Source organism: Bradyrhizobium yuanmingense, assembly GCF_025200905.1.
GTDB classification, from domain to species: domain Bacteria; phylum Pseudomonadota; class Alphaproteobacteria; order Rhizobiales; family Xanthobacteraceae; genus Bradyrhizobium; species Bradyrhizobium yuanmingense.
Map to the genome: position 1 here is coordinate 1,622,723 of NZ_CP104173.1, position 17,347 is coordinate 1,640,069.

20 protein-coding genes are annotated in these 17,347 nt (G+C 64.1%); 4 read left to right on the plus strand and 16 right to left on the minus strand.

The window, feature by feature from the left end; translation table 11 throughout:
• Window positions 1-45 precede the first annotated feature (45 nt).
• The 6 genes from N2605_RS07570 to N2605_RS07595 form a co-directional block, all read right to left on the minus strand.
• Window positions 46-486: a DUF1801 domain-containing protein gene (locus N2605_RS07570; RefSeq protein WP_036027326.1), complete on the minus strand. Its 441-nt coding sequence runs from the start codon at window positions 484-486 to the stop codon at window positions 46-48.
• Window positions 487-497: 11 nt separating this feature from the next.
• Window positions 498-701 (minus strand): hypothetical protein, encoded by a 204-nt coding sequence (locus N2605_RS07575; RefSeq protein ID WP_036007290.1) that lies wholly within the window; start codon window positions 699-701, stop codon window positions 498-500.
• Between the two features lie 39 nt (window positions 702-740).
• Entirely contained in the window at window positions 741-1,169 is a 429-nt protein-coding gene (locus N2605_RS07580) for an SRPBCC family protein (RefSeq protein ID WP_036007293.1), read from the minus strand.
• The gene (locus N2605_RS07585; protein ID WP_036007297.1) at window positions 1,166-1,489 is read right to left on the minus strand and encodes an ArsR/SmtB family transcription factor; all 324 of its coding nucleotides are present in this window, start codon (window positions 1,487-1,489) and stop codon (window positions 1,166-1,168) included. Before N2605_RS07585 ends, N2605_RS07580 begins: the two co-directional genes overlap by 4 nt.
• Window positions 1,490-1,738: 249 nt before the next feature.
• Window positions 1,739-2,188: a DsrE family protein gene (locus N2605_RS07590; protein WP_036042249.1), complete on the minus strand. Its 450-nt coding sequence runs from the start codon at window positions 2,186-2,188 to the stop codon at window positions 1,739-1,741.
• A gap of 39 nt (window positions 2,189-2,227) precedes the next feature.
• Window positions 2,228-2,848: a hypothetical protein gene (locus tag N2605_RS07595; protein WP_260346227.1), complete on the minus strand. Its 621-nt coding sequence runs from the start codon at window positions 2,846-2,848 to the stop codon at window positions 2,228-2,230.
• 321 nt (window positions 2,849-3,169) lie between these two features.
• Here N2605_RS07595 and N2605_RS07600 point away from each other — a divergent pair, with 321 nt between their 5' ends.
• Complete coding sequence (locus N2605_RS07600; RefSeq protein ID WP_225112118.1) at window positions 3,170-4,735, plus strand: SUMF1/EgtB/PvdO family nonheme iron enzyme; 1,566 nt, start codon at window positions 3,170-3,172, stop codon at window positions 4,733-4,735.
• Between the two features lie 17 nt (window positions 4,736-4,752).
• Window positions 4,753-5,199, plus strand: a complete 447-nt coding sequence (locus tag N2605_RS07605; protein WP_036007306.1) for a DUF4399 domain-containing protein — start codon at window positions 4,753-4,755, stop codon at window positions 5,197-5,199.
• On the opposite strand, the gene N2605_RS07610 is transcribed toward N2605_RS07605, so the two are convergent.
• The 10 genes from N2605_RS07610 to pqqA all read right to left on the minus strand — a co-directional run bounded on the left by N2605_RS07610 (window position 5,200) and on the right by pqqA (window position 15,194).
• Window positions 5,200-6,255 carry a 2-oxoacid:ferredoxin oxidoreductase subunit beta gene (locus tag N2605_RS07610; protein WP_036042243.1) on the minus strand — a complete coding sequence of 352 codons (1,056 nt, stop codon included), beginning with the start codon at window positions 6,253-6,255 and terminating at the stop codon, window positions 5,200-5,202.
• Window positions 6,252-8,099 carry a 2-oxoacid:acceptor oxidoreductase subunit alpha gene (locus tag N2605_RS07615; RefSeq protein ID WP_225112121.1) on the minus strand — a complete coding sequence of 616 codons (1,848 nt, stop codon included), beginning with the start codon at window positions 8,097-8,099 and terminating at the stop codon, window positions 6,252-6,254. The genes N2605_RS07610 and N2605_RS07615 overlap by 4 nt, the downstream gene beginning before the upstream one ends.
• The gene (locus N2605_RS07620) at window positions 8,069-9,868 is read right to left on the minus strand and encodes an FAD-dependent oxidoreductase (RefSeq protein WP_260346228.1); all 1,800 of its coding nucleotides are present in this window, start codon (window positions 9,866-9,868) and stop codon (window positions 8,069-8,071) included. Before N2605_RS07620 ends, N2605_RS07615 begins: the two co-directional genes overlap by 31 nt.
• A 240-nt stretch (window positions 9,869-10,108) precedes the next feature.
• Window positions 10,109-10,786, minus strand: coding sequence for a DUF4286 family protein (locus N2605_RS07625; RefSeq protein ID WP_036027271.1), 678 nt, complete (start codon window positions 10,784-10,786; stop codon window positions 10,109-10,111).
• A gap of 13 nt (window positions 10,787-10,799) precedes the next feature.
• Complete coding sequence (pip, locus tag N2605_RS07630) at window positions 10,800-11,786, minus strand: prolyl aminopeptidase (protein ID WP_225112123.1); 987 nt, start codon at window positions 11,784-11,786, stop codon at window positions 10,800-10,802.
• Window positions 11,776-12,957 (minus strand): pyrroloquinoline quinone biosynthesis protein PqqE, encoded by a 1,182-nt coding sequence (pqqE, locus tag N2605_RS07635; RefSeq protein WP_109144747.1) that lies wholly within the window; start codon window positions 12,955-12,957, stop codon window positions 11,776-11,778. The genes pip and pqqE overlap by 11 nt, the downstream gene beginning before the upstream one ends.
• The gene (gene pqqD, locus N2605_RS07640; RefSeq protein ID WP_025034414.1) at window positions 12,954-13,265 is read right to left on the minus strand and encodes a pyrroloquinoline quinone biosynthesis peptide chaperone PqqD; all 312 of its coding nucleotides are present in this window, start codon (window positions 13,263-13,265) and stop codon (window positions 12,954-12,956) included. The genes pqqE and pqqD overlap by 4 nt, the downstream gene beginning before the upstream one ends.
• A gap of 12 nt (window positions 13,266-13,277) precedes the next feature.
• Window positions 13,278-14,033, minus strand: a complete 756-nt coding sequence (pqqC, locus tag N2605_RS07645) for a pyrroloquinoline-quinone synthase PqqC (RefSeq protein WP_249785479.1) — start codon at window positions 14,031-14,033, stop codon at window positions 13,278-13,280.
• A 20-nt stretch (window positions 14,034-14,053) separates the two neighbouring features.
• Complete coding sequence (gene pqqB / locus N2605_RS07650; protein ID WP_036007351.1) at window positions 14,054-14,983, minus strand: pyrroloquinoline quinone biosynthesis protein PqqB; 930 nt, start codon at window positions 14,981-14,983, stop codon at window positions 14,054-14,056.
• Between the two features lie 130 nt (window positions 14,984-15,113).
• Complete coding sequence (gene pqqA, locus N2605_RS07655; RefSeq protein ID WP_007595659.1) at window positions 15,114-15,194, minus strand: pyrroloquinoline quinone precursor peptide PqqA; 81 nt, start codon at window positions 15,192-15,194, stop codon at window positions 15,114-15,116.
• Between the two features lie 262 nt (window positions 15,195-15,456).
• Here pqqA and N2605_RS07660 point away from each other — a divergent pair, with 262 nt between their 5' ends.
• Both N2605_RS07660 and N2605_RS07665 read left to right on the plus strand, forming a co-directional pair.
• The gene (locus N2605_RS07660; protein WP_036007354.1) at window positions 15,457-15,714 is read left to right on the plus strand and encodes a DUF6894 family protein; all 258 of its coding nucleotides are present in this window, start codon (window positions 15,457-15,459) and stop codon (window positions 15,712-15,714) included.
• A gap of 232 nt (window positions 15,715-15,946) precedes the next feature.
• Entirely contained in the window at window positions 15,947-17,347 is a 1,401-nt protein-coding gene (locus N2605_RS07665) for an amidase family protein (protein ID WP_036007357.1), read from the plus strand.

Sequence of the window (17,347 nt, forward strand, 5' to 3'; positions counted from 1 at the left end):
CTCCCGCAAGGGGAGAAGGAAGGCACTTGTGGCGGCCCATCGCGTCTACGAGGCTGATCGCTTCCCCGGCTTCTTCTTGCTCGCATTCAGCTCGACCGCCGCGCGGATCAGCGCCTTCAACGCCTTCTCGTTGATCGTTTCGCCCTCGCGAATATCGATCGCGCGGCGCACATTGCCGTCGAGGCTGGAATTGAAGAGACCTGCGGGATCCGCCAGCGCGGCGCCCTTGGCGAAGGTCAGCTTCACGACCTCCTTGTAGGTCTCGCCGGTGCAGATGATGCCGTCGTGCTCCCAGACGGGAACACCGCGCCATTTCCACTCTTCGACGACATCAGGGTCGGCCTCCTTGATCAGCGCGCGAACCCGCCCCAGCATCTCGCCGCGCCAGTCGCCGAGCTCCTTGATCCGGCCGTCGATCAGCTTGGATGGCGAGGCGGTACCTGCTTGCTTCGCGCTGCTCGTCTTCGCCGCCACGGGCTTCTTCATCATGGCCTCGTTCACGCGTTGCTGCGGCCGCGATAAGGCAGCGCGAACAGATAGAGCCCGGTCGCGAGCAGCGGAATCAGCGGCACCAGCGCCAGGAAGCCGATCCACACGGCCTCGACTTGCATCGTCATCGCCACGATGTTGGCGATGACGGCAAGCGTGAAAGCCATCGACAGCCAGCGATGAATCTGCCGAATCCACATAGGCGTGCTCATTGGGACCTCCTTTGAGAATGATCGGAATGGGTGGTGGAGCTAGCTCGCCCGCGCCAGCAAATCGTCCAGCTTCGCCAAAAACTGCTTCCAGCCGGCATGCGCGCCGCCGAACGCCTGTTTCTGCGTCGGGCGGAAGCCCGCCTGCTCGACGCGCAGATGGGTGCCGGCGCTCGTCGGCGTCAGTGTGAAGGTGACGATGCTCTTGAGATCGAACGCGGCGTCCTCATGCGAGAAATTCCAGGTGTAGGCCAGCGTCCTCTGCGGCTCGATGGTGAGCACCTCGCAGTCCAGCACGCCGCCCCATTCGCCGCGCAGATTGAAGCGATGGCCGACGACCGGCTTGAAGTCGTTCTTCATCAGCCATTCCTCGATCAGATGCGGCTGCGTCAGCGCGCGCCAGAGCCGCTCGGCGGGATAGGCAAATTCGCGCTCGATCACGACGGAGCGCGTCTCGGCGGGGGCGTTCATTGGTCCATCCTCTTCAGGAGATCGTCGAGGGCATCTAGCCTTTTCTGCCAGAACCCGGCCATCTGGCCGGTCCAGTCGATCAGCGGATTGAGCGCACCGGGCTGCGCGCTGTAATGGGTCTGCCGTCCTTCGTGCCGGTCGCGCACGAGCCCAGCCTGCTTCAGGGCGCCGAGATGCTTCGACACCGCCGGCTGCGATACGCCGGATCGCGCCGTGAGCGCCCCGACCGTCTGCTCCCCCTCACGGCACAGCCGCTCGAAGATCGCCCGCCGGGTCGGATCGGCGAGCGTCCTGAACAGCAGGTCGGGGGTGGGGGACATGCGGAATCCATAACCAGGAAGTTATGGATAGACTCATAACTGTGGAGTTATGGGTAAGTCAAGTGCGACGGGAGGATACGGCGATGGCGGGCGCAGCCCTCTCCGCGTCATTGCGAGGAGCCCTTGCGACGAAGCAATCCAGTCTGCCTCCGCGGAAGAATTCTGGATTGCTTCCGCCTTCGCTAAGGCTTCGGCGGACAAGTCGCTGCGCTCGCAATGACGGAGAGTGTGGCGCGTCTTTCGCAAATCTTACGGCCGCAAATACAGATACCCCTGCGACTGCAGCTCGGCCAGCCGGACCACGCCGCCGTTCTCTGCGTTGACGAAGCCCGGCAGCAGCTCGCTCAGCGTCACGTTCTGCGCCTTCATCGTGTTGCCGCAGGCCGCAAGCTCGACGCCGCCCTTGGAGAAATCACTGATCCGCTTGCTGACGTCGGGGTTGGCCTGCGCCGAGTGAAATGCCTTCAGCGCCGGGCCGTGGATCACCAGCGCGATCGTCACATGTTCTGGGCCGCCGACGCCGTCGAAGTGGTTCTGGATGTTGCCGAGCACGAAATGGACCTTCTCGGCGTCGCTGAGGTGATAGACCACCTTGAGCTTGTTCGACGGCGCGGTGGCGGTCGTGGCTTTCGCGCTGGAGGCGCCAAGCGCCGCGCCCAAAGCCGAGACGGCGCTCCACAAGATGCTGCGGCGGTTCATGGCATTCTCCCTGGATTGCCTGACATTGCCGCAGGCATATCACTTGTGGCGCAGCGCAGCGAGTTCCTTGCGGTCGGTCACCAGCGAGGCGCACTCGCGATTGTCGGCCCGGTCGAGCCGGAAAATCTTGTCGTCGGCGCCGGCGGTCAGCGAATGCTCGGCGTCATCGTCCGGCTTGTTGTTCTGCCAGACCCTGACACGTTCGAGCCGGACGATCGCGGACTTGTCGTCCTTGGAGAGCGCAACGCCGATGCCGCCGCCATCGCAGTCGACGCCGCAGCCGAGGCGGACCTCGTCGCCGCTCCTGGTGAATACGGCGTGGTTGCACGAGCCGCTGGAGTCGAAATCGCCGCTGCGGTGACGGTACCTGAAGCCAAGGCGGAAGGAATGGTGAAGCTCCTTGTCCTCCTCGTCGAATTCCGCGGAGATCAGCAGCTTCATCGCGGCGACCTTCTGCTTCGGATGCCGCGCCAGATGGTCGGCATCGTAGCGGCGGACGAAGCAGGCATAGGCCTTGTCGCCGGGAGGCTTCGCATACATCCGCGTATTGAAGGTCTCGGCCTCGGCCTTACTGGCCTCGCGGATATCGTCGACTTCCTCGGCGCGGCCGACGCTGGTCAGCGCAGCAAAAGTGAGGGCGGCAAGGATGACGAGCTTCATGAGGGCCTCGTGCACACGACAATTTCGTCGCAGCAGGACAGAGCTGCTGTCTGTTAGACGCAGAATTGGTGACCCGCGTTCAACCGTCGCAAGCCGCTCGAGCGGTGGTCGCGGTGCGGATTCGCGCAACTCGCTTCACGCTCCGCCTTAGTCACTGATGGGCTCGAGAAGGTTCAAGCGGTGAAGCGGGCGGCTCTTCGGAACTTGAAGCCTGCAATCGCTGCGACATTGTCTCGGTTCGTCAATGTGATAGCCTTCACAGACGATCGCCTTTGGCGGTCGTAGGCTGGGGCTGCCTTGTAAGTTTGTGGAGTCCCCCGCATGGGCGAAATTCGCAACTTCAGACCCGGAAATCCCGACGAGCCGCCGCCGCACAGCGGAATGCCTCGCCGTCTCGCCGCGATCATCGTCGGCGATATCGTCTCCTACAGCCGGTTGATGCAGGCCGACGAGGAAGGCACGCATGCCCGCGTCAAGCGGATCGAGCGCGACATCATCCAGCCCAGCATCATCGAGCACCATGGAAGTCTGGTGAAGACGACCGGCGACGGCTTCATCGCCATATTCGACAGTCCCGTGGAAGCCGTTCGATGCAGCATCGTCATCCAGCAGAATCTCGTCGGCCGCAACGCCTCCATTCCCAAGCATTCCCGGCTCGAATATCGGATCGGAGTCAATCTCGGTGACGTCATCGTGGAGCCGGACGACATATATGGTGACGGCGTCAACATCGCCACGCGTATCGAGGGCATCGCGGAGCCGGGGCAGGTCTTCATATCCGGCGCGATCTACGAGCAGATCAAACACAAGATCGTATGCGGCTATGAGTCGCTCGGCGACCGCAAGGTCAAGAACATCACCGATCCGGTGCGCGTGTATCGTGTGCTGCCGGACGCTGATGCGGTCGGCAAGACAAGAAGCCGGCGTGAGAACGTCCTGCTCTTTCTTCTGATCACGGCATTGCTGGTGATTGCCGGCTACGTGCTTTGGTACGTGCTGGTGCAGCACCGCAGCCAGGTGGGGCAACAGGCTGCCGCTCCCCCGATCGCGGCGCCGTTGGCTTCGCCGGCGCCGCAGTCCGTTCCGTCGTTACCGAGCCCGGCAGCACCGGCGCCACAAGCCGCACCCGCGGCTTCTCCGTTGCCCACAACGGTGCCACCGCCCGCAGCATCGCCTTCACCGTCTCCGGCATCCAGTCCATCGGTGACGCCGGTCCGGGAACCCGAAATGATCGCCATTCGTGGCGGCAGCTTCGCGATGGGAAGCAATGACGATCCGACCGAACGACCCGTCCATCAGGTCACGATCAAGCCGTTCTCGATCGGAAAATATCCGGTAACGGTGCAGGAGTGGAACGAATGCGCTGCCGCCAAGGCGTGCGGATTCACGGCCACTGGCAAGGACGATGCCCCGGTCAGCAATGTGAGCTGGACCGATGCGCAGCAATATGTCGCCTGGCTCGCGCAAGCGACGAAGAAGCCCTACCGGCTTCCCAGCGAAGCCGAATGGGAATATGCGGCACGCGGCGGGACACAGACCAAATATTGGTGGGGCGACAAGCTCCAGCCGGGCATGGCGGGCTGCAAGGATTGCGGTGAACTTGCGGCCGAGCAGCCGGCCAAGGTCGGCAGTTTCAAGCCCAATCCATTCGGGCTTTACGACATGGGCGGCGGCATCGATCAGTGGGTCGCAGACTGCTGGCACCGGACCTATCAGGGCGCGCCCAGCGACGGCTCGGCGTGGACTAGCCCTGACTGCGGCTCTCATGTCCTGCGCTCAGGCTCCTGGAAGAACGATTCGAGATATGTGCGGCCGTCAAACCGCGGTGGATACGACACCGGCGTCCGTTACCCCACGCATGGATTCCGGATCGCGCTCAGTCCGTAGGTACTGGAGTCAATTTGATGAAGATCGTTTCCTGTATCGCGCTCGCGGCCGCCATCGCATTGCTCCCCGGCGCGGCCTATCCGCAAGGCAAAACTGCGCCAAAGGACGCCAAGCTTTATTTCATCTCGCCGTATGACGGCCAGAAGATCCGTGGTGGGTTTTGGGTCCGTTTCGGCCTGCGCAACATGGGCGTGACGCATGCCGGCGACGACTACCACAATGCCGGCCACCATCATCTGTTGATCGACGTGAAAGACCCCATCGATGCCAAGGAGCCGATTCCGCAGGACAAGTCCCATCTGCATTTCGGAGCCGGACAAACCGAAACGTTTCTCGAGCTTCCGCCGGGCACGCACACGCTGCAACTGGTGCTTGGCGACGCCAAGCACTATCCGTTCGAACCACCCGTCGTGTCGGAGAAGATCACGATACGCGTCAGGCCGGCGGCATCAGCGCGAAGATGATCACCGCAGGCTGGCGTTGATCTTGTCCAGCACCGCCGAGCCCGGGCAGAGCGTGTCCGCCTCGAGCGCGTTGAGCGGCGTCTCGACCGTGTTGAGATGCTCGTGCAGGTCCTCCGCGTCGGGGTCGACGTACAGAAGACCGGTGACGATCTGGCCCTTGGCGGCGTGCCTTGCGAGGAAGGTCTGGGCGCCCAGGCGGTCGTGCGGATCGTAATCGGCATCGATCTTGCGCAGCGCGATCTTGCTGCCGTCGTGCTGCTCGACCACCTGCACCGTGCCGGGCGCGTAGTCCACCGCAATCGGGTCGCGGCCGACCAGCACATCCAGCCGGTTCACGGCGTCATTGTGCTCGCGGACATAGTCGAAGCTCTTGGTCGAGCCGGCATGGTTGTTGAAGGCGATGCAGGGGCTGATCACGTCGATGAAGGACGCGCCCTTGTGGCCGATCGCGGCGGCGATCAGCGGCACCAGCTGGCTCTTGTCGCCGGAGAACGAGCGCGCCACGAAGGTGGCCCCTAACTGCAGCGCGATGGCGACGAGGTCGATGGCGTTGTCGGTGTTGGTGACGCCCTTCTTGCTCTTCGAGCCGCGGTCGGCGGTGGCCGAGAACTGACCCTTGGTCAGGCCGTAAACGCCGTTGTTCTCGACGATATAGGTCATGTTGACGCCGCGGCGGATCGAGTGCGCGAACTGGCCGAAACCGATCGAGGCGGAATCGCCGTCGCCGGAGACGCCGAGATAGATCAGATCGCGGTTGGCGAGATTGGCGCCTGTCAGCACGGATGGCATGCGGCCGTGCACGGAATTGAAGCCGTGCGAATTGCCGAGGAAATAGTCCGGCGTCTTCGACGAGCAGCCGATGCCGGAGATCTTCGCCACCCGATGCGGCTCAATCGAGAGCTCGTAGCAGGCCTCGATGATCGAGGCCGTGATCGAATCATGGCCGCAGCCCGCGCATAGCGTCGAGATCTTGCCCTCATAGTCGCGATGCGTGTAGCCGAGCGCGTTCTTCTTCAGACCCGGATGATGGAATTTCGGTTTTGCGATGTAAGTCATGAAACGGCCTTGCGGAGCGGGGTCACCTTGAGGTGGTCCTGGTGGTCGCCAATGGCCTTGGCGATGAAGCGAGCAGTGATCGGCGTGCCGTCGTAATGCACGATCGGCACCAGCCGGACGGGATCGATGCCGTTCTCGTTGACGATGAGCTGGCGCAGCTGGCTGTCGCGGTTCTGCTCGACGACGTATACGAAATCGTGCTCGGCGAGGAAGCTGGCCACGCTGGAATGGAACGGGAAGGCGCGGATGCGCAGACGGTCGAGCTGATGCCCGCGCGCTTCCAGCAGGCCGATCGCCTCGTCCATCGCCGGCGAGGTCGAGCCGAAATATATCACGCCATATTTGGTCGGCCGTTCCGCATTGGCCTGCAGCGGACGCGGCACCAGGTCCTGCGCGGTCTCGAACTTGCGCATCAGGCGCTGCATGTTGTCGGCGTAGACCGTGCCTTCCTCGGAGTAGCGCGCATAGCGGTCCCGCGACGTGCCGCGGGTGAAGTAGGAGCCCTTGGTCGGATGCGTGCCGGGATAGGTGCGGTAGGGAATGCCGTCGCCGTCGACGTCGAGATAGCGGCCGAAGTCGCGGCCTTCCTCCAGCATCGCCGCCGTCATCACCTTGCCGCGGTCATATTGCCTGGCATCGTCCCACTTCAGCGGGCGGCAGAGCCGGTGGTTCATGCCGATGTCGAGATCGAGCATCAGGAAGATCGTCGTCTGCAGCCGCTCGGCGAGATCGAAGGCGGCGGCCGCGAACTCGAAGGCCTCGGCCGGGTCCTCGGGGAACAGCAGCACATGCTTGGTGTCGCCATGCGAGGCATAGGCGCAGGCGATGATGTCGCATTGCTGGGTGCGGGTCGGCATGCCCGTGGAGGGGCCGGCGCGCTGGATGTTCATGATCACGGCCGGAATCTCGGCAAAGTACGAGAGGCCGATGAACTCCGTCATCAGTGAGATGCCGGGGCCGGAGGTCGCCGTGAAGGCGCGGGCGCCGTTCCAGGACGCGCCGATCACGATGCCGATCGACGCGAGCTCGTCCTCGCCCTGCACGATCGCGTATTTCGCCTTGCCCGTTTCAGGATCGTGCCGGTACTTCTTGCAATGGGCGGTGAAAGCCTCGGCCACCGACGAGGACGGCGTGATCGGATACCAGGCACACACGGTGGCGCCACCATAGACCGCGCCGAGCGCGGCGGCGCTGTTGCCCTCGATGAAGATGCGGTCGCCGACCTTGTCGGACTTCTTCACGCGCAGCCCAATCGGACATTTCAGGTTCTGCAGCGCCCAGTCGCGGCCGAGATGCAGCGCATGGACGTTGGAGGAGAGCAGCTTCTCCTTGCCTTTGTACTGCTCGCCGATCAGCTGCTCGATCAGCTTGGGGTCCATGTCGAGCAACGCGCTGAGCGCGCCCAAATAGATGATGTTCTTGAACAGCTGTCGCTGACGCGGATCGGTATAGGTCGAGTTGGTGATCGCAGTCAGCGGCACGCCGATCACTGTGATGTCGTCGCGGAATTTGGTCGACGGCATCGGCTTGGTGGAATCGTAGAACAGGTAGCCGCCGGGCTCGATGCCGGCGACGTCCTTGTCCCAGGTCTGCGGATTCATCGCCACCATCATGTCGACGCCGCCGCGTGCGCCGAGATGGCCGGCTTCCGTCACGCGCACCTCGTACCAGGTCGGCAGGCCCTGGATGTTGGAGGGGAAGATGTTGCGTGGGCTGACAGGCACGCCGTGGCGCAGGATCGCGCGCGCGAACATCTCGTTGGCGCTGGCCGAGCCCGAGCCGTTGACGTTGGCGAAGCGGACGACGAAGTCGTTTACGCTGCTGATCGGCTTTTTGTCGGACATGTCGAACCTGCGTGGGTCATCTCGATGAAATATTTCTGCATGTCCCAGGCGCCGGTGGGACAGCGCTCGGCGCACAGCCCGCAATGCAGGCAGACATCCTCGTCCTTCACCATCACCCGCCCGGTCTTCAGGTCCGAGGAGACGTAGAGGTCCTGGTCCGGATGCGCGGAGGGCGCCTTCAGGCGCTGGCGCAGATCGCTTTCCTCGCCGTTGGCGGTGAAGGTGATGCAATCCATCGGGCAGATGTCGGCGCAGGCGTCGCACTCGATGCAGAGCGAGGTCGAGAACACGGTCTGCACGTCGCAGTTCAGGCAGCGATGCGCTTCGCCGAGCGCCAGCTTGACATCATAGCCGAGCTCGACCTCGGCGCGGATGTCCTTCAGCGCAACGACCTTGTCGCGATGCGGTACCTTATAGCGCTTGTCGGGCGAGATGTCGTTGTCATAGCTCCATTCGTGGATGCCCATCTTCTGCGAGGAGATTTGCACCTCTGGCAGCGGGCGCTCGTCGACCGCTTCGCCCGAGAGCATCTTGTGGATCGACAGCGCGGCGTCATGGCCGTGCGCGACCGCCCAGATGATGTTCTTCGGGCCGAACGCGGCATCGCCGCCGAAGAACACTTTCGGGTTGGTCGAGGCGAAGGTCTTCGGATCGACCTTCGGCATGTGCCATTTGTCGAACTCGATGCCGCAATCCTGCTCGATCCAGGGGAAGGCGTTCTCCTGACCGACCGCGACCAGCACGTCGTCGCAGGGAATGGTCTGATCGGGATCGCCCGAAGGCACGAGGTTGCGGCGGCCTTTAGCGTCGTATTCGGCTTTGACGTGCTGGAAGGTGACGCCGATCAGCTTGCCGGCGACATGCTTGAAGGCCACCGGGACCATGTAGTTGAGGATCGGGATATCCTCGTGGATCGCGTCTTCCTTCTCCCAGGGCGAGGCCTTCATCTCGTCGAAGCCGGAACGCACGACCACCGTGACTTTCTCGCCGCCGAGCCGGCGCGCGGTGCGGCAGCAATCCATCGCGGTGTTGCCGCCGCCGAGCACGATGACGCGCTTGCCTATCTTGTCGACATGGCCGAACGACACGTTGGCCAGCCATTCGATGCCGATATGGATGTTGGCGGCGGCCTCTTTCCGGCCGGGAAGCTCGAGCTCGCGGCCGCGCGGCGCGCCGGAGCCGACGAAGATGGCGTCGTATTTCTCGGCAAGCAGCGCCTTCATGCTGTCGATGCGGTGGCCGCCTTTGAACTCGACGCCGAGACCCAGGATGTAGCCGGTCTCCTCGTCGATCACCGAATTGGGCAGGCGGAATTTCGGGATCTGCGTGCGCATCATGCCGCCGGCTTCCGGGTCGGCATCGAACACGGTGCAGTGATAGCCGAGCGGCGCGAGATCGCGCGCCACCGTCAGCGAAGCGGGACCGCCGCCGACCAGCGCGACACGCTTGCCGTTCTTCGGCCCGGGCTTCGGCAGCCGCTGCCTGATGTCGTCCTTGAAATCCGCTGCAACACGCTTGAGGCGGCAGATCGCGACAGGAGTTTCCTCCACGCGTCCGCGCCGGCACGCCGGCTCGCAGGGACGATCGCAGGTGCGTCCCAGAATGCCGGGAAATACGTTCGATTTCCAATTGATCATGTAGGCATCGCTGTAGCGGCCTTGGGCGATCAATCGGATGTATTCGGGAACCGGGGTGTGCGCAGGACAGGCCCATTGGCAATCGACCACTTTGTGAAAGTAGTCGGGGGCCGCGATGTCGGTCGGTTTCATTCCTACCCTGTCCGCGCAGGCCCGAAGACCCCGCGGCCTTTTTTGTTTGAGCTTGGCGAGCGCTTAACGCGCTTCGATCTGGTTTCTGAATGACGTCATTGGGTTAGCTTATTAGAACCGTTCCGAAGTACAACGGCAAATTTGCGCGCGTCACCGCTTTCATGGGAGGTACGCGTGCACAGCATTAACGCGCGGCGCACGAGATGCGTGCGGTGCAATATGCTGCGATGCGGATGCCGTTCAGCCGCGCGCGACATCGCTCTTGGCGAGGTCCCACATCAGGCAGTAGGTGCCGACGGAGATGGGGAGCGGGAAGGGCGCCGCAGCCGGGCCGGTGAAGCGCTCGGCGATGACGGCGGAGACGGCATTGACGTGCGTGCCGTCGATCAGCACGAACCAGTCGCGCGCGCCCTCGTTGCGCACCGCCGGAATTCCCGCCGTTGCGCCCGACAATTCCGGCTCGCTTTCGAGCAGGTGCATCGAGATGATGCCGTCGCGGTCCTGCGGCGCCAGCTTTTCTTGCAGCGCATCACGCCACGCACCGGCGTTGTCGGGCGTCGGCCGCAGCCGCACCAGGCCGAGCGACGCGCCGCGGCCAGTACCCTTGCTGATTGTGATGCGCGCGACCACGCGCAGCATGTCCCTGAAGCGGGCCATGGATCGCCGCGACCATTCGGTCTGGTCGGCGAGGCGCGCCCGGTAGGCGGGGCTGTCGAGCACGCCGAGCGTTTCGGTCGAGTACAGCGAGAGATATTTGGGGTTGGCGGCATGCGCGACATAGCGCCGCGCTTCGAGAAATCCGTCGATTGCGACACGCTCTTCCAGATGCTCGCGATCGTACCAGCGGTTGAAATCGGCCTCGTCCGCAGCGTCGATGTTCATCGACGTCAGCAGCATGCCCTTTCCGGCGAGCGGCATTCTTCTTGTCCTCTCATCGCCCGATCTTCGACGCAAGGTCCGCGATCGACTTCATGACCGCGTCCCTCACGCCGCCATCATAGAGCGAATGCCCGGCTTCTTCCACGATGCGAAGCTCGGAACCGGGCCATACTTTCGCAAGGGCCTGCGCTGTCGCGGGAGCACACAACAGATCATAGCGCCCCTGCACGATCATGCCGGGAATGCCGTCGAGCCGGCCCGCGTTCCGCAGCAGCTGGTCCTCGTTCATGAAGCTGTCGTTGATGAAATAATGCGCTTCCATGAACGGCGTCGCCGGCAATGTGCGCCAGACGTTCAGCCCGGCGAGGTCGAGCCGCGTCCGTGCCGGCTTGTGCTCGGACAAGACGCGCTCGGTGTCGTGCCAGGCCTTCGCCGCCGGGCCATGCACGGCAGGGTCGCTATCGAGGATGCGGCGCCAATAGGCATCCACCGGCCGGTCGCGCTCCTCTGGCGGCAGCACGCTGAGGAAATCCTCGTACAGCGCCGGATGGAATTGCGACAGGCGCGAGGTGAAGGCCGTCTCGACTTCTGCTCGCGTGCCGAGAAACGTCGCGCGCAGCGCAATGCCCGAGACGTGCTCGGGATGCGCCTCTGCATAAGCCAGCGCCAGCGTCGCGCCCCAGGAGCCGCCGACCACCATCCACCGTTCGAAGCCGAATTTTTCGCGGATCTTTTCCATGTCCGCGATCAGGTGCGCAATGGTGTTGTGCTCGCGCGATCCCTTGGGCCGGCTGCGGCCGCAGCCGCGCTGGTCGAACAGCACGGCGCAGAAGCGGTCGGGATCGAACAGCCGGCGATGGTCGGGCTGGCAGCCGCTGCCGGGCCCGCCATGCAGATAGACCGCGGGGATGCCATCGCTGCGGCCGACGCTCTCGACATAGAGCTCATGGCCGTCGCCGACGTCGAGCATATCGGAGGTCAGCGGCGCAAAGGGATCAGTGCGTTTGGCCGCTGTGCCCGCGTCGGCGTCAGGCGTCATTCTCGGATTCCAGGGTGCCGCCGGCGAAGTTGCGATAGAGGAAGCGGCTGGTGTCGCCTGCGGCCTCGGCTTCCGCCTGCTTGAAGATGGTCTCGTGCAGCGGCGACAGCGCGCAGGCCGGGTCGGTGTTGGCGGCGTCCCCGGTCAGCGCGAAGGCCTGGCAGCGGCAGCCGCCGAAATCGATCTCGCGGAACTCGCAACTCTTGCACGGCTCCTTCATCCAGCCGGTGCCGCGATAGCGGTTGAAGGCCTCCGAGTTCTGCCAGATCCAGGCGATCGAATGGTTGGAGCGCACCGATTCGAAATCGAGCCCGGTGATGCTCTCGGCGGCATGGCAGGGCAGCACCTTGCCGGCGGGCGAGATGTTGAAGAACTGCCGGCCCCAGCCGCCCATGCATTTCTTCGGCCGCAGCGCGTAATAATCCGGCACCACGTAGTCGATGGTCAGTCGGCCCTTCAGCCGCTCGCGCGCCTCCTCAACGAGGCGGGTACACTCATCGAGCTGCGCCACGGTTGGCATCAGCGCGGCGCGGTTCTTCAGCGCCCAGCCGTAATATTGCACATTGGCGACCTCGAGCCGGTCGGCGTCGAGATCGAGCGCCATCTGGATGATGTCGGGCAGCTGGTGCAGGTTCTGCCGGTGCATCACCGCGTTCACGGTGAGCGGCAGGTCGAGCTCGCGCGTCCATTTCGCGACTTCGAGCTTCTTGCGGTGGCCGCCTTTGTAGCCGGCAACGCGATCTGCGAGGCCGTCCTCGATGCCCTGGAACGAGATCTGCACATGGCAGAGCCCGGCATCTGCGAGATCGCTGAGCCTCTCGCGCGTCAGCAGCACGGCCGAGGTGATGAGATTGGTATAGAGCCCGGCGTCGCTGGCATGCTTGACCAGCTCGACGAGATCTTTCCGTGCCGTCGGCTCGCCACCGGAGAAATGCACCTGGAGCACGCCGATCTCGGCGAGCTCGCTCAAGACCTTCTTCCATTCCTCGGTCGTCAGCTCCTTGCCGGAGCGGTCGAGCTCGACCGGGTTGGAGCAATAGGGACATTGCAGCGGGCAGCGATGGGTGATCTCGAGCAGCACGGCGAGCGGAATGCCGAACGTCTCCGCCGTCGAGCGCTGCTTCTCAAGCACCGCGAGGCTGTCGCTGGGCGGGATGGTCACGTCGCTCATGACGTCTTCTCCCTGATCTCGGTGAGAAAGCCCTTGTCGGCGAGATCCTGCAGCATGGCGATGACGTCGGCCAGGATCGCCTCGCGCGGCGCTGCGTACTTTGCGGCGAGCTGATCGGCGACGTCGCCGACATTGCGCTCGCCGTTGCAGAGTTGCAAGACCTCGACCGCAATCTCGTCCGGCGCCAGCACGCGCTCCGGCGCCAGGATCACCCAGACCTTGCGGGTCTCGTCATATCTGAGCTTGGCATGCCGCGGCAGCACGGGGCGGCTCGCCTCGCTGACGCTGATGTTCCGCGGCCCGGCCATTGCTTTTAATCCTTAGCTCGCTTTGGGCACGAACGCGCCCGGCGGAATGTGGCCCTCGACATAGGCATGCTGGAGCGCATCCAGCTGCACCCACAGCACGTTGGTCTTGAAGATCAGCGCGTTGCAGACCTGCGCGCGCTGCTCCGGCGTCGTGGCGTGCCTCTTGACATAATCGAGCGCAAAATTGGCGTCGCGCGGCGCCTGGGTCAGGCGGCGCTTGAAGTAGCTCATGATGTCGGGGTTGACGAAGTCGTAGTGCTCCAGCATGCCCGAGATGCGTTCTTCATGCAGGTTCGGCGCGAACAGCTCGGTGAGTGAGGAGGCGATCGCCTCCAGCGGGCTTTTTTCGCGGCAGTAGTGCACATAGGCTTCGACCGCGAAGCGCGTCGCCGGCAAGATGCCTTCGGTGGATTCGACGTAAGCGGTGTCGAGCCCGAGGCCCTCGGTCAGCTTGATCCAGCGCTCGATGCCGCCCTCGCTGCCGACGTCGCCGTCATGGTCTTCGATGCGATGGCGCCATTCCAGCCGCGTGGCGCGGTCGCGGAAGCGGGAGATCACCACCGCGTCCTTGATCGGAATGGTGCTCTGGTAATAGTAGCGGTTGAGCGCCCACGCCTGCACCTGGCCCTTGTTCAGCTTGCCGCCATGCAGCAGCTTATGGAACGGGTGCAGGCTGTGATAACGCGTGGCGCCGATGTGGCGCAGCGTTGCCTCCAGCTCCTCGGCGGAGTTGAGCTTCAAGTCCTTGCCGATCGAGAGTGCGGTCATTCCAGTCAGTGATGCGGCGTTCACAGCACGATCTCCGTTCCATCCGCGGGTATCTGCCAGCCCGCCTCCTCAGTGAGCTTGCGCTCGGGCGAGCCGGGCAGGAGCGCCGGATTCGAGTTATTGATATGCAGAAACAGCTTCCTGTCGATATTGAGATCGGCCAGCCGGGCGATGGCGCCGTCCTCGCCGGACATGGCGACATGGCCCATGCTCTTGCCGGTCTTGTGGCCGAGGCCAGCCCTGATCATCTCGTCGTCGCGCCAGACGGTGCCGTCGAAGAACACCAGTGAAGCGCCGTCGATCTCGGCCTTGAGCGCGTCGGTCACCTCGGCGCAGGCCGCGATGAAGTAGAAGAACTTGCCCGTGGCCTTGTCGGTGATCTTCAGGCCCAGCGTGTCGCCGTCGCCGCTCTCGCCGCCCGGATGCGCCTTGCCTTCGAGATACCACGCCGACTTGCCCGGCACGGCAAAGGGCAGCACCTCGAGCCCTGAGCGCGCACCGTCGGGCAGCCGCGGCTCGAACGGCTCGCGGAGAGCAATCGGCTGGCGTCGCACGTTCTTCTCGTTCAGCACGTTGAAGATGCTGTTGGAGCTGAGGATCGCCAGCACCTTCTCGTGCGCATAGATCGTGAAGGGCGAGCCTTCGCGCATCGACAGCAGGCCGGCCACGGCATCGACTTCGCTGTTGGTCAAGATCACGCCCGCAATCGGCGTGTGGCGCAGCGCGCCCACCTTTGGGTGCAGCTGCGGCGTGGCGTTCAATTGCTGGCGAAGATCGGGGGAGGCGTTGATCAGGAACCAGTGCTCGCCGTCGCCACTGAAGGCGACCGAAGCCTGGGTTCGAAACAGCTCTTGTCCCTTCGCACGAGCCGCGCGGCAGCCTTCGCAGCCGCAATTCCACTGCGGAACTCCGCCGCCGGCCCCGGCGCCCAGGACGACGACGCGAAGCATGATCCGTCTCCTGGAGGCGAATTGGCGAGGTGGATCTCAGGCCGAGACAGTTTCGGACAAGGTTTCTCTCTGCCGGAAACGTATCGTGACCGAAAGAACCACCTGCGCAGAACGCGTTTCCACCAGCCGCTTACTTGCGGGTGGCGCTCACATACATATTGATTTCCATGCCGCAGGGCACTTCGACGATCTTAGGGGCTTTCCAGGCCATTTGGCTCTCCATTTTCGCGAATTCGGACGTATCCGCCCATCAGACAAATTAGTGCGGACGGCAAAGTTCGCCAGTGAAATTTTCCCGACCTAGGTAGTAGGCTGCGGGAATTGTTGCACTGCAAAGATGGCGTATTGCGGCCGCAAAGATGAGCGGATCAGATACGCAAAATTGCCGATAGGTCGTGATCCCTGTCGGGATAAACCAGTTGTGAGTATGGACCGGCTTCTCATCGGCGACAGACGACCCCAATGGATCAGGCATGCCCAGATATTTCTTCAACACCCGCATCGGCGACGAACTGATCGTGGATCCTGACGGCGAGGACCTGCGCAACCCCGATCGCGCCTGGGAGGTTGCGCGCCAGATGATCCTTGAGGTCGTGAAGTCGGAAGGAACCCAGCCGGCGCTGCTGGAGGCCGTCATCGAGGTCACCGACGCCGACGGCGAGATCGTGCTGGAGTTTCCCTTCACCGAAGCGCTGCTCGACATGCCGGACCAGTCCGCGACGAGGCATTAGCCGGACGCGATAGGTAAGGGGCTCACCGCTCTCTCCACGTCATTGCGAGCGTAGCGAATCAATCCAGAATCCCTCCCCCGGAGGCAGCCTGGATTGCTTCGTCGCAAGGGCTCCTCGCAATGACGGAGAATGAGGCAACGCCCGGCGCAAAACCCGCCTTTCACCCCCGCGAAATCCGCATGGCTTTGCCGCGTTCCCGGCGCTAAAAGACGCCTGTCATACGGAGCAAGCCATGCAAGATCTCTGGCGCCTGTCGGCCGCCGACCTCGCCACCCTCGTCAGGTCCAAAAAAGTCTCCGCCAGGGAGGCCGCCAAGGCCGGTCTCGCGCGGCTCGATGCCGTCAATCCCCAGCTCAACGCGGTGATCGACCACCGGCCGGATGACGTGCTCAAGCAGGCCGATGCCGTCGATGCCGCAATTAGCCGGGGCGAGGACCCCGGCGTCCTCGCGGGCGTGCCCGTCACCATCAAGGCCAATGTCGACCAGGAAGGCTTTGCCACCACCAACGGCCTCAAGCTGCAGCGCGACCTGATCGCGCGCGAGGACAATCCGGTGGTCGCCAATTTCCGGAAATCGGGCGCCATCCTGCTCGGCCGCACCAATTGCCCGGCCTTCTCCTACCGCTGGTTCACCACCAATCTCATCCACGGCGACACCAAGAACCCCCGCGACGCTTCGCTGACGCCGGGCGGCTCGTCCGGCGGCGCCGGCTCGGCGGTCACGGCCGGCATCGGCCACATCGCCCACGGCACCGACATCGCCGGCTCGATCCGTTATCCCGCCTATGCCTGCGGCGTGCACGGTCTGCGCCCGACGCTCGGACGCATTCCCGCCTTCAACCCGGCGCTGCCGGAGCGCCCGATCGGTCCGCAGATCATGGCGGTCTCGGGCCCGCTGGCGCGCACGGTCAACGATTTGCGCATCTCGCTTGAAGCGATGTCGGCCCGCGACATCCGCGATCCCTGGTTCGCGCCGGTGCCGCTGCAAGGACCCGCACGGGACAAGCGCGCCGCGCTTTGCCTCAATCCGGGTGGCCTTGCCACCGCGCCGGAGGTGAAGGCCGCGGTGAGCGATGCCGGCAAGCGGCTGGAGCGCGCGGGCTGGACCGTCGATGTGATCGAGGACACGCCGCCGATGCGCGAAGCGGTGGAATGGCAGATCAAGCTCTGGCTCGGTGACGGCTATGAGGCGCAGCTGGAGATGGCCGAGCGCGAGGGCGATCCCGGCGCACTGGCCTGCCTGCGCGGCAACCGCTCCAGGGTCACGCCGATGGATCAGGCCAATTACGCCAAGGCGCTGACCCGACGCGCCACGCTGACCCGCGACTGGATGCTGTTCTTCGAAAAATACGCCGTGCTGCTGACGCCGGTCTCCGGCGAATTGCCGTTCCCCGACCATCTCGACCGCAAGGACGAGGATTCCTTCAAGCGGGTCTGGGAAGCGCAGCTGCCGCAGATCGCGATTCCCTTCATGGGATTGCCGGGCCTCGTGGTCTCCACAGGTCTCGTCGGCAGGGCGCCGGTCGGCGTGCACATCGTCTCTGGCCGCTATCGCGAGGATCTGTGCCTGCTCGCGGGCGAAGCGATCGAGGCCGGCGGCGTGCCGCCATCGCCGATCGATCCCGTGGGCTAG

Bases quoted from the DNA above. Each gene is read 5' to 3' on its own strand.
- N2605_RS07570 (WP_036027326.1), bottom strand. From the start codon at position 486: ATGAAGAAGCCCGTGGCGGCGAAGACGAGCAGCGCGAAGCAAGCAGGT.
- N2605_RS07600 (WP_225112118.1), top strand. From the start codon at position 3,170: ATGGGCGAAATTCGCAACTTCAGACCCGGAAATCCCGACGAGCCGCCG.
- N2605_RS07615 (WP_225112121.1), bottom strand. From the start codon at position 8,099: ATGTCCGACAAAAAGCCGATCAGCAGCGTAAACGACTTCGTCGTCCGC.
- pip (WP_225112123.1), bottom strand. From the start codon at position 11,786: ATGACGCCTGACGCCGACGCGGGCACAGCGGCCAAACGCACTGATCCC.
- N2605_RS07605 (WP_036007306.1), top strand. From the start codon at position 4,753: ATGAAGATCGTTTCCTGTATCGCGCTCGCGGCCGCCATCGCATTGCTC.
- N2605_RS07620 (WP_260346228.1), bottom strand. From the start codon at position 9,868: ATGAAACCGACCGACATCGCGGCCCCCGACTACTTTCACAAAGTGGTC.
- pqqE (WP_109144747.1), bottom strand. From the start codon at position 12,957: ATGAGCGACGTGACCATCCCGCCCAGCGACAGCCTCGCGGTGCTTGAG.
- N2605_RS07580 (WP_036007293.1), bottom strand. From the start codon at position 1,169: ATGAACGCCCCCGCCGAGACGCGCTCCGTCGTGATCGAGCGCGAATTT.
- pqqB (WP_036007351.1), bottom strand. From the start codon at position 14,983: ATGCTTCGCGTCGTCGTCCTGGGCGCCGGGGCCGGCGGCGGAGTTCCG.
- N2605_RS07660 (WP_036007354.1), top strand. From the start codon at position 15,457: ATGCCCAGATATTTCTTCAACACCCGCATCGGCGACGAACTGATCGTG.
- N2605_RS07575 (WP_036007290.1), bottom strand. From the start codon at position 701: ATGAGCACGCCTATGTGGATTCGGCAGATTCATCGCTGGCTGTCGATG.
- N2605_RS07585 (WP_036007297.1), bottom strand. From the start codon at position 1,489: ATGTCCCCCACCCCCGACCTGCTGTTCAGGACGCTCGCCGATCCGACC.
- N2605_RS07590 (WP_036042249.1), bottom strand. From the start codon at position 2,188: ATGAACCGCCGCAGCATCTTGTGGAGCGCCGTCTCGGCTTTGGGCGCG.
- N2605_RS07625 (WP_036027271.1), bottom strand. From the start codon at position 10,786: ATGCCGCTCGCCGGAAAGGGCATGCTGCTGACGTCGATGAACATCGAC.
- N2605_RS07665 (WP_036007357.1), top strand. From the start codon at position 15,947: ATGCAAGATCTCTGGCGCCTGTCGGCCGCCGACCTCGCCACCCTCGTC.
- N2605_RS07610 (WP_036042243.1), bottom strand. From the start codon at position 6,255: ATGACTTACATCGCAAAACCGAAATTCCATCATCCGGGTCTGAAGAAG.
- pqqC (WP_249785479.1), bottom strand. From the start codon at position 14,033: ATGACCGCACTCTCGATCGGCAAGGACTTGAAGCTCAACTCCGCCGAG.
- N2605_RS07595 (WP_260346227.1), bottom strand. From the start codon at position 2,848: ATGAAGCTCGTCATCCTTGCCGCCCTCACTTTTGCTGCGCTGACCAGC.
- pqqA (WP_007595659.1), bottom strand. From the start codon at position 15,194: ATGGCCTGGAAAGCCCCTAAGATCGTCGAAGTGCCCTGCGGCATGGAA.
- pqqD (WP_025034414.1), bottom strand. From the start codon at position 13,265: ATGGCCGGGCCGCGGAACATCAGCGTCAGCGAGGCGAGCCGCCCCGTG.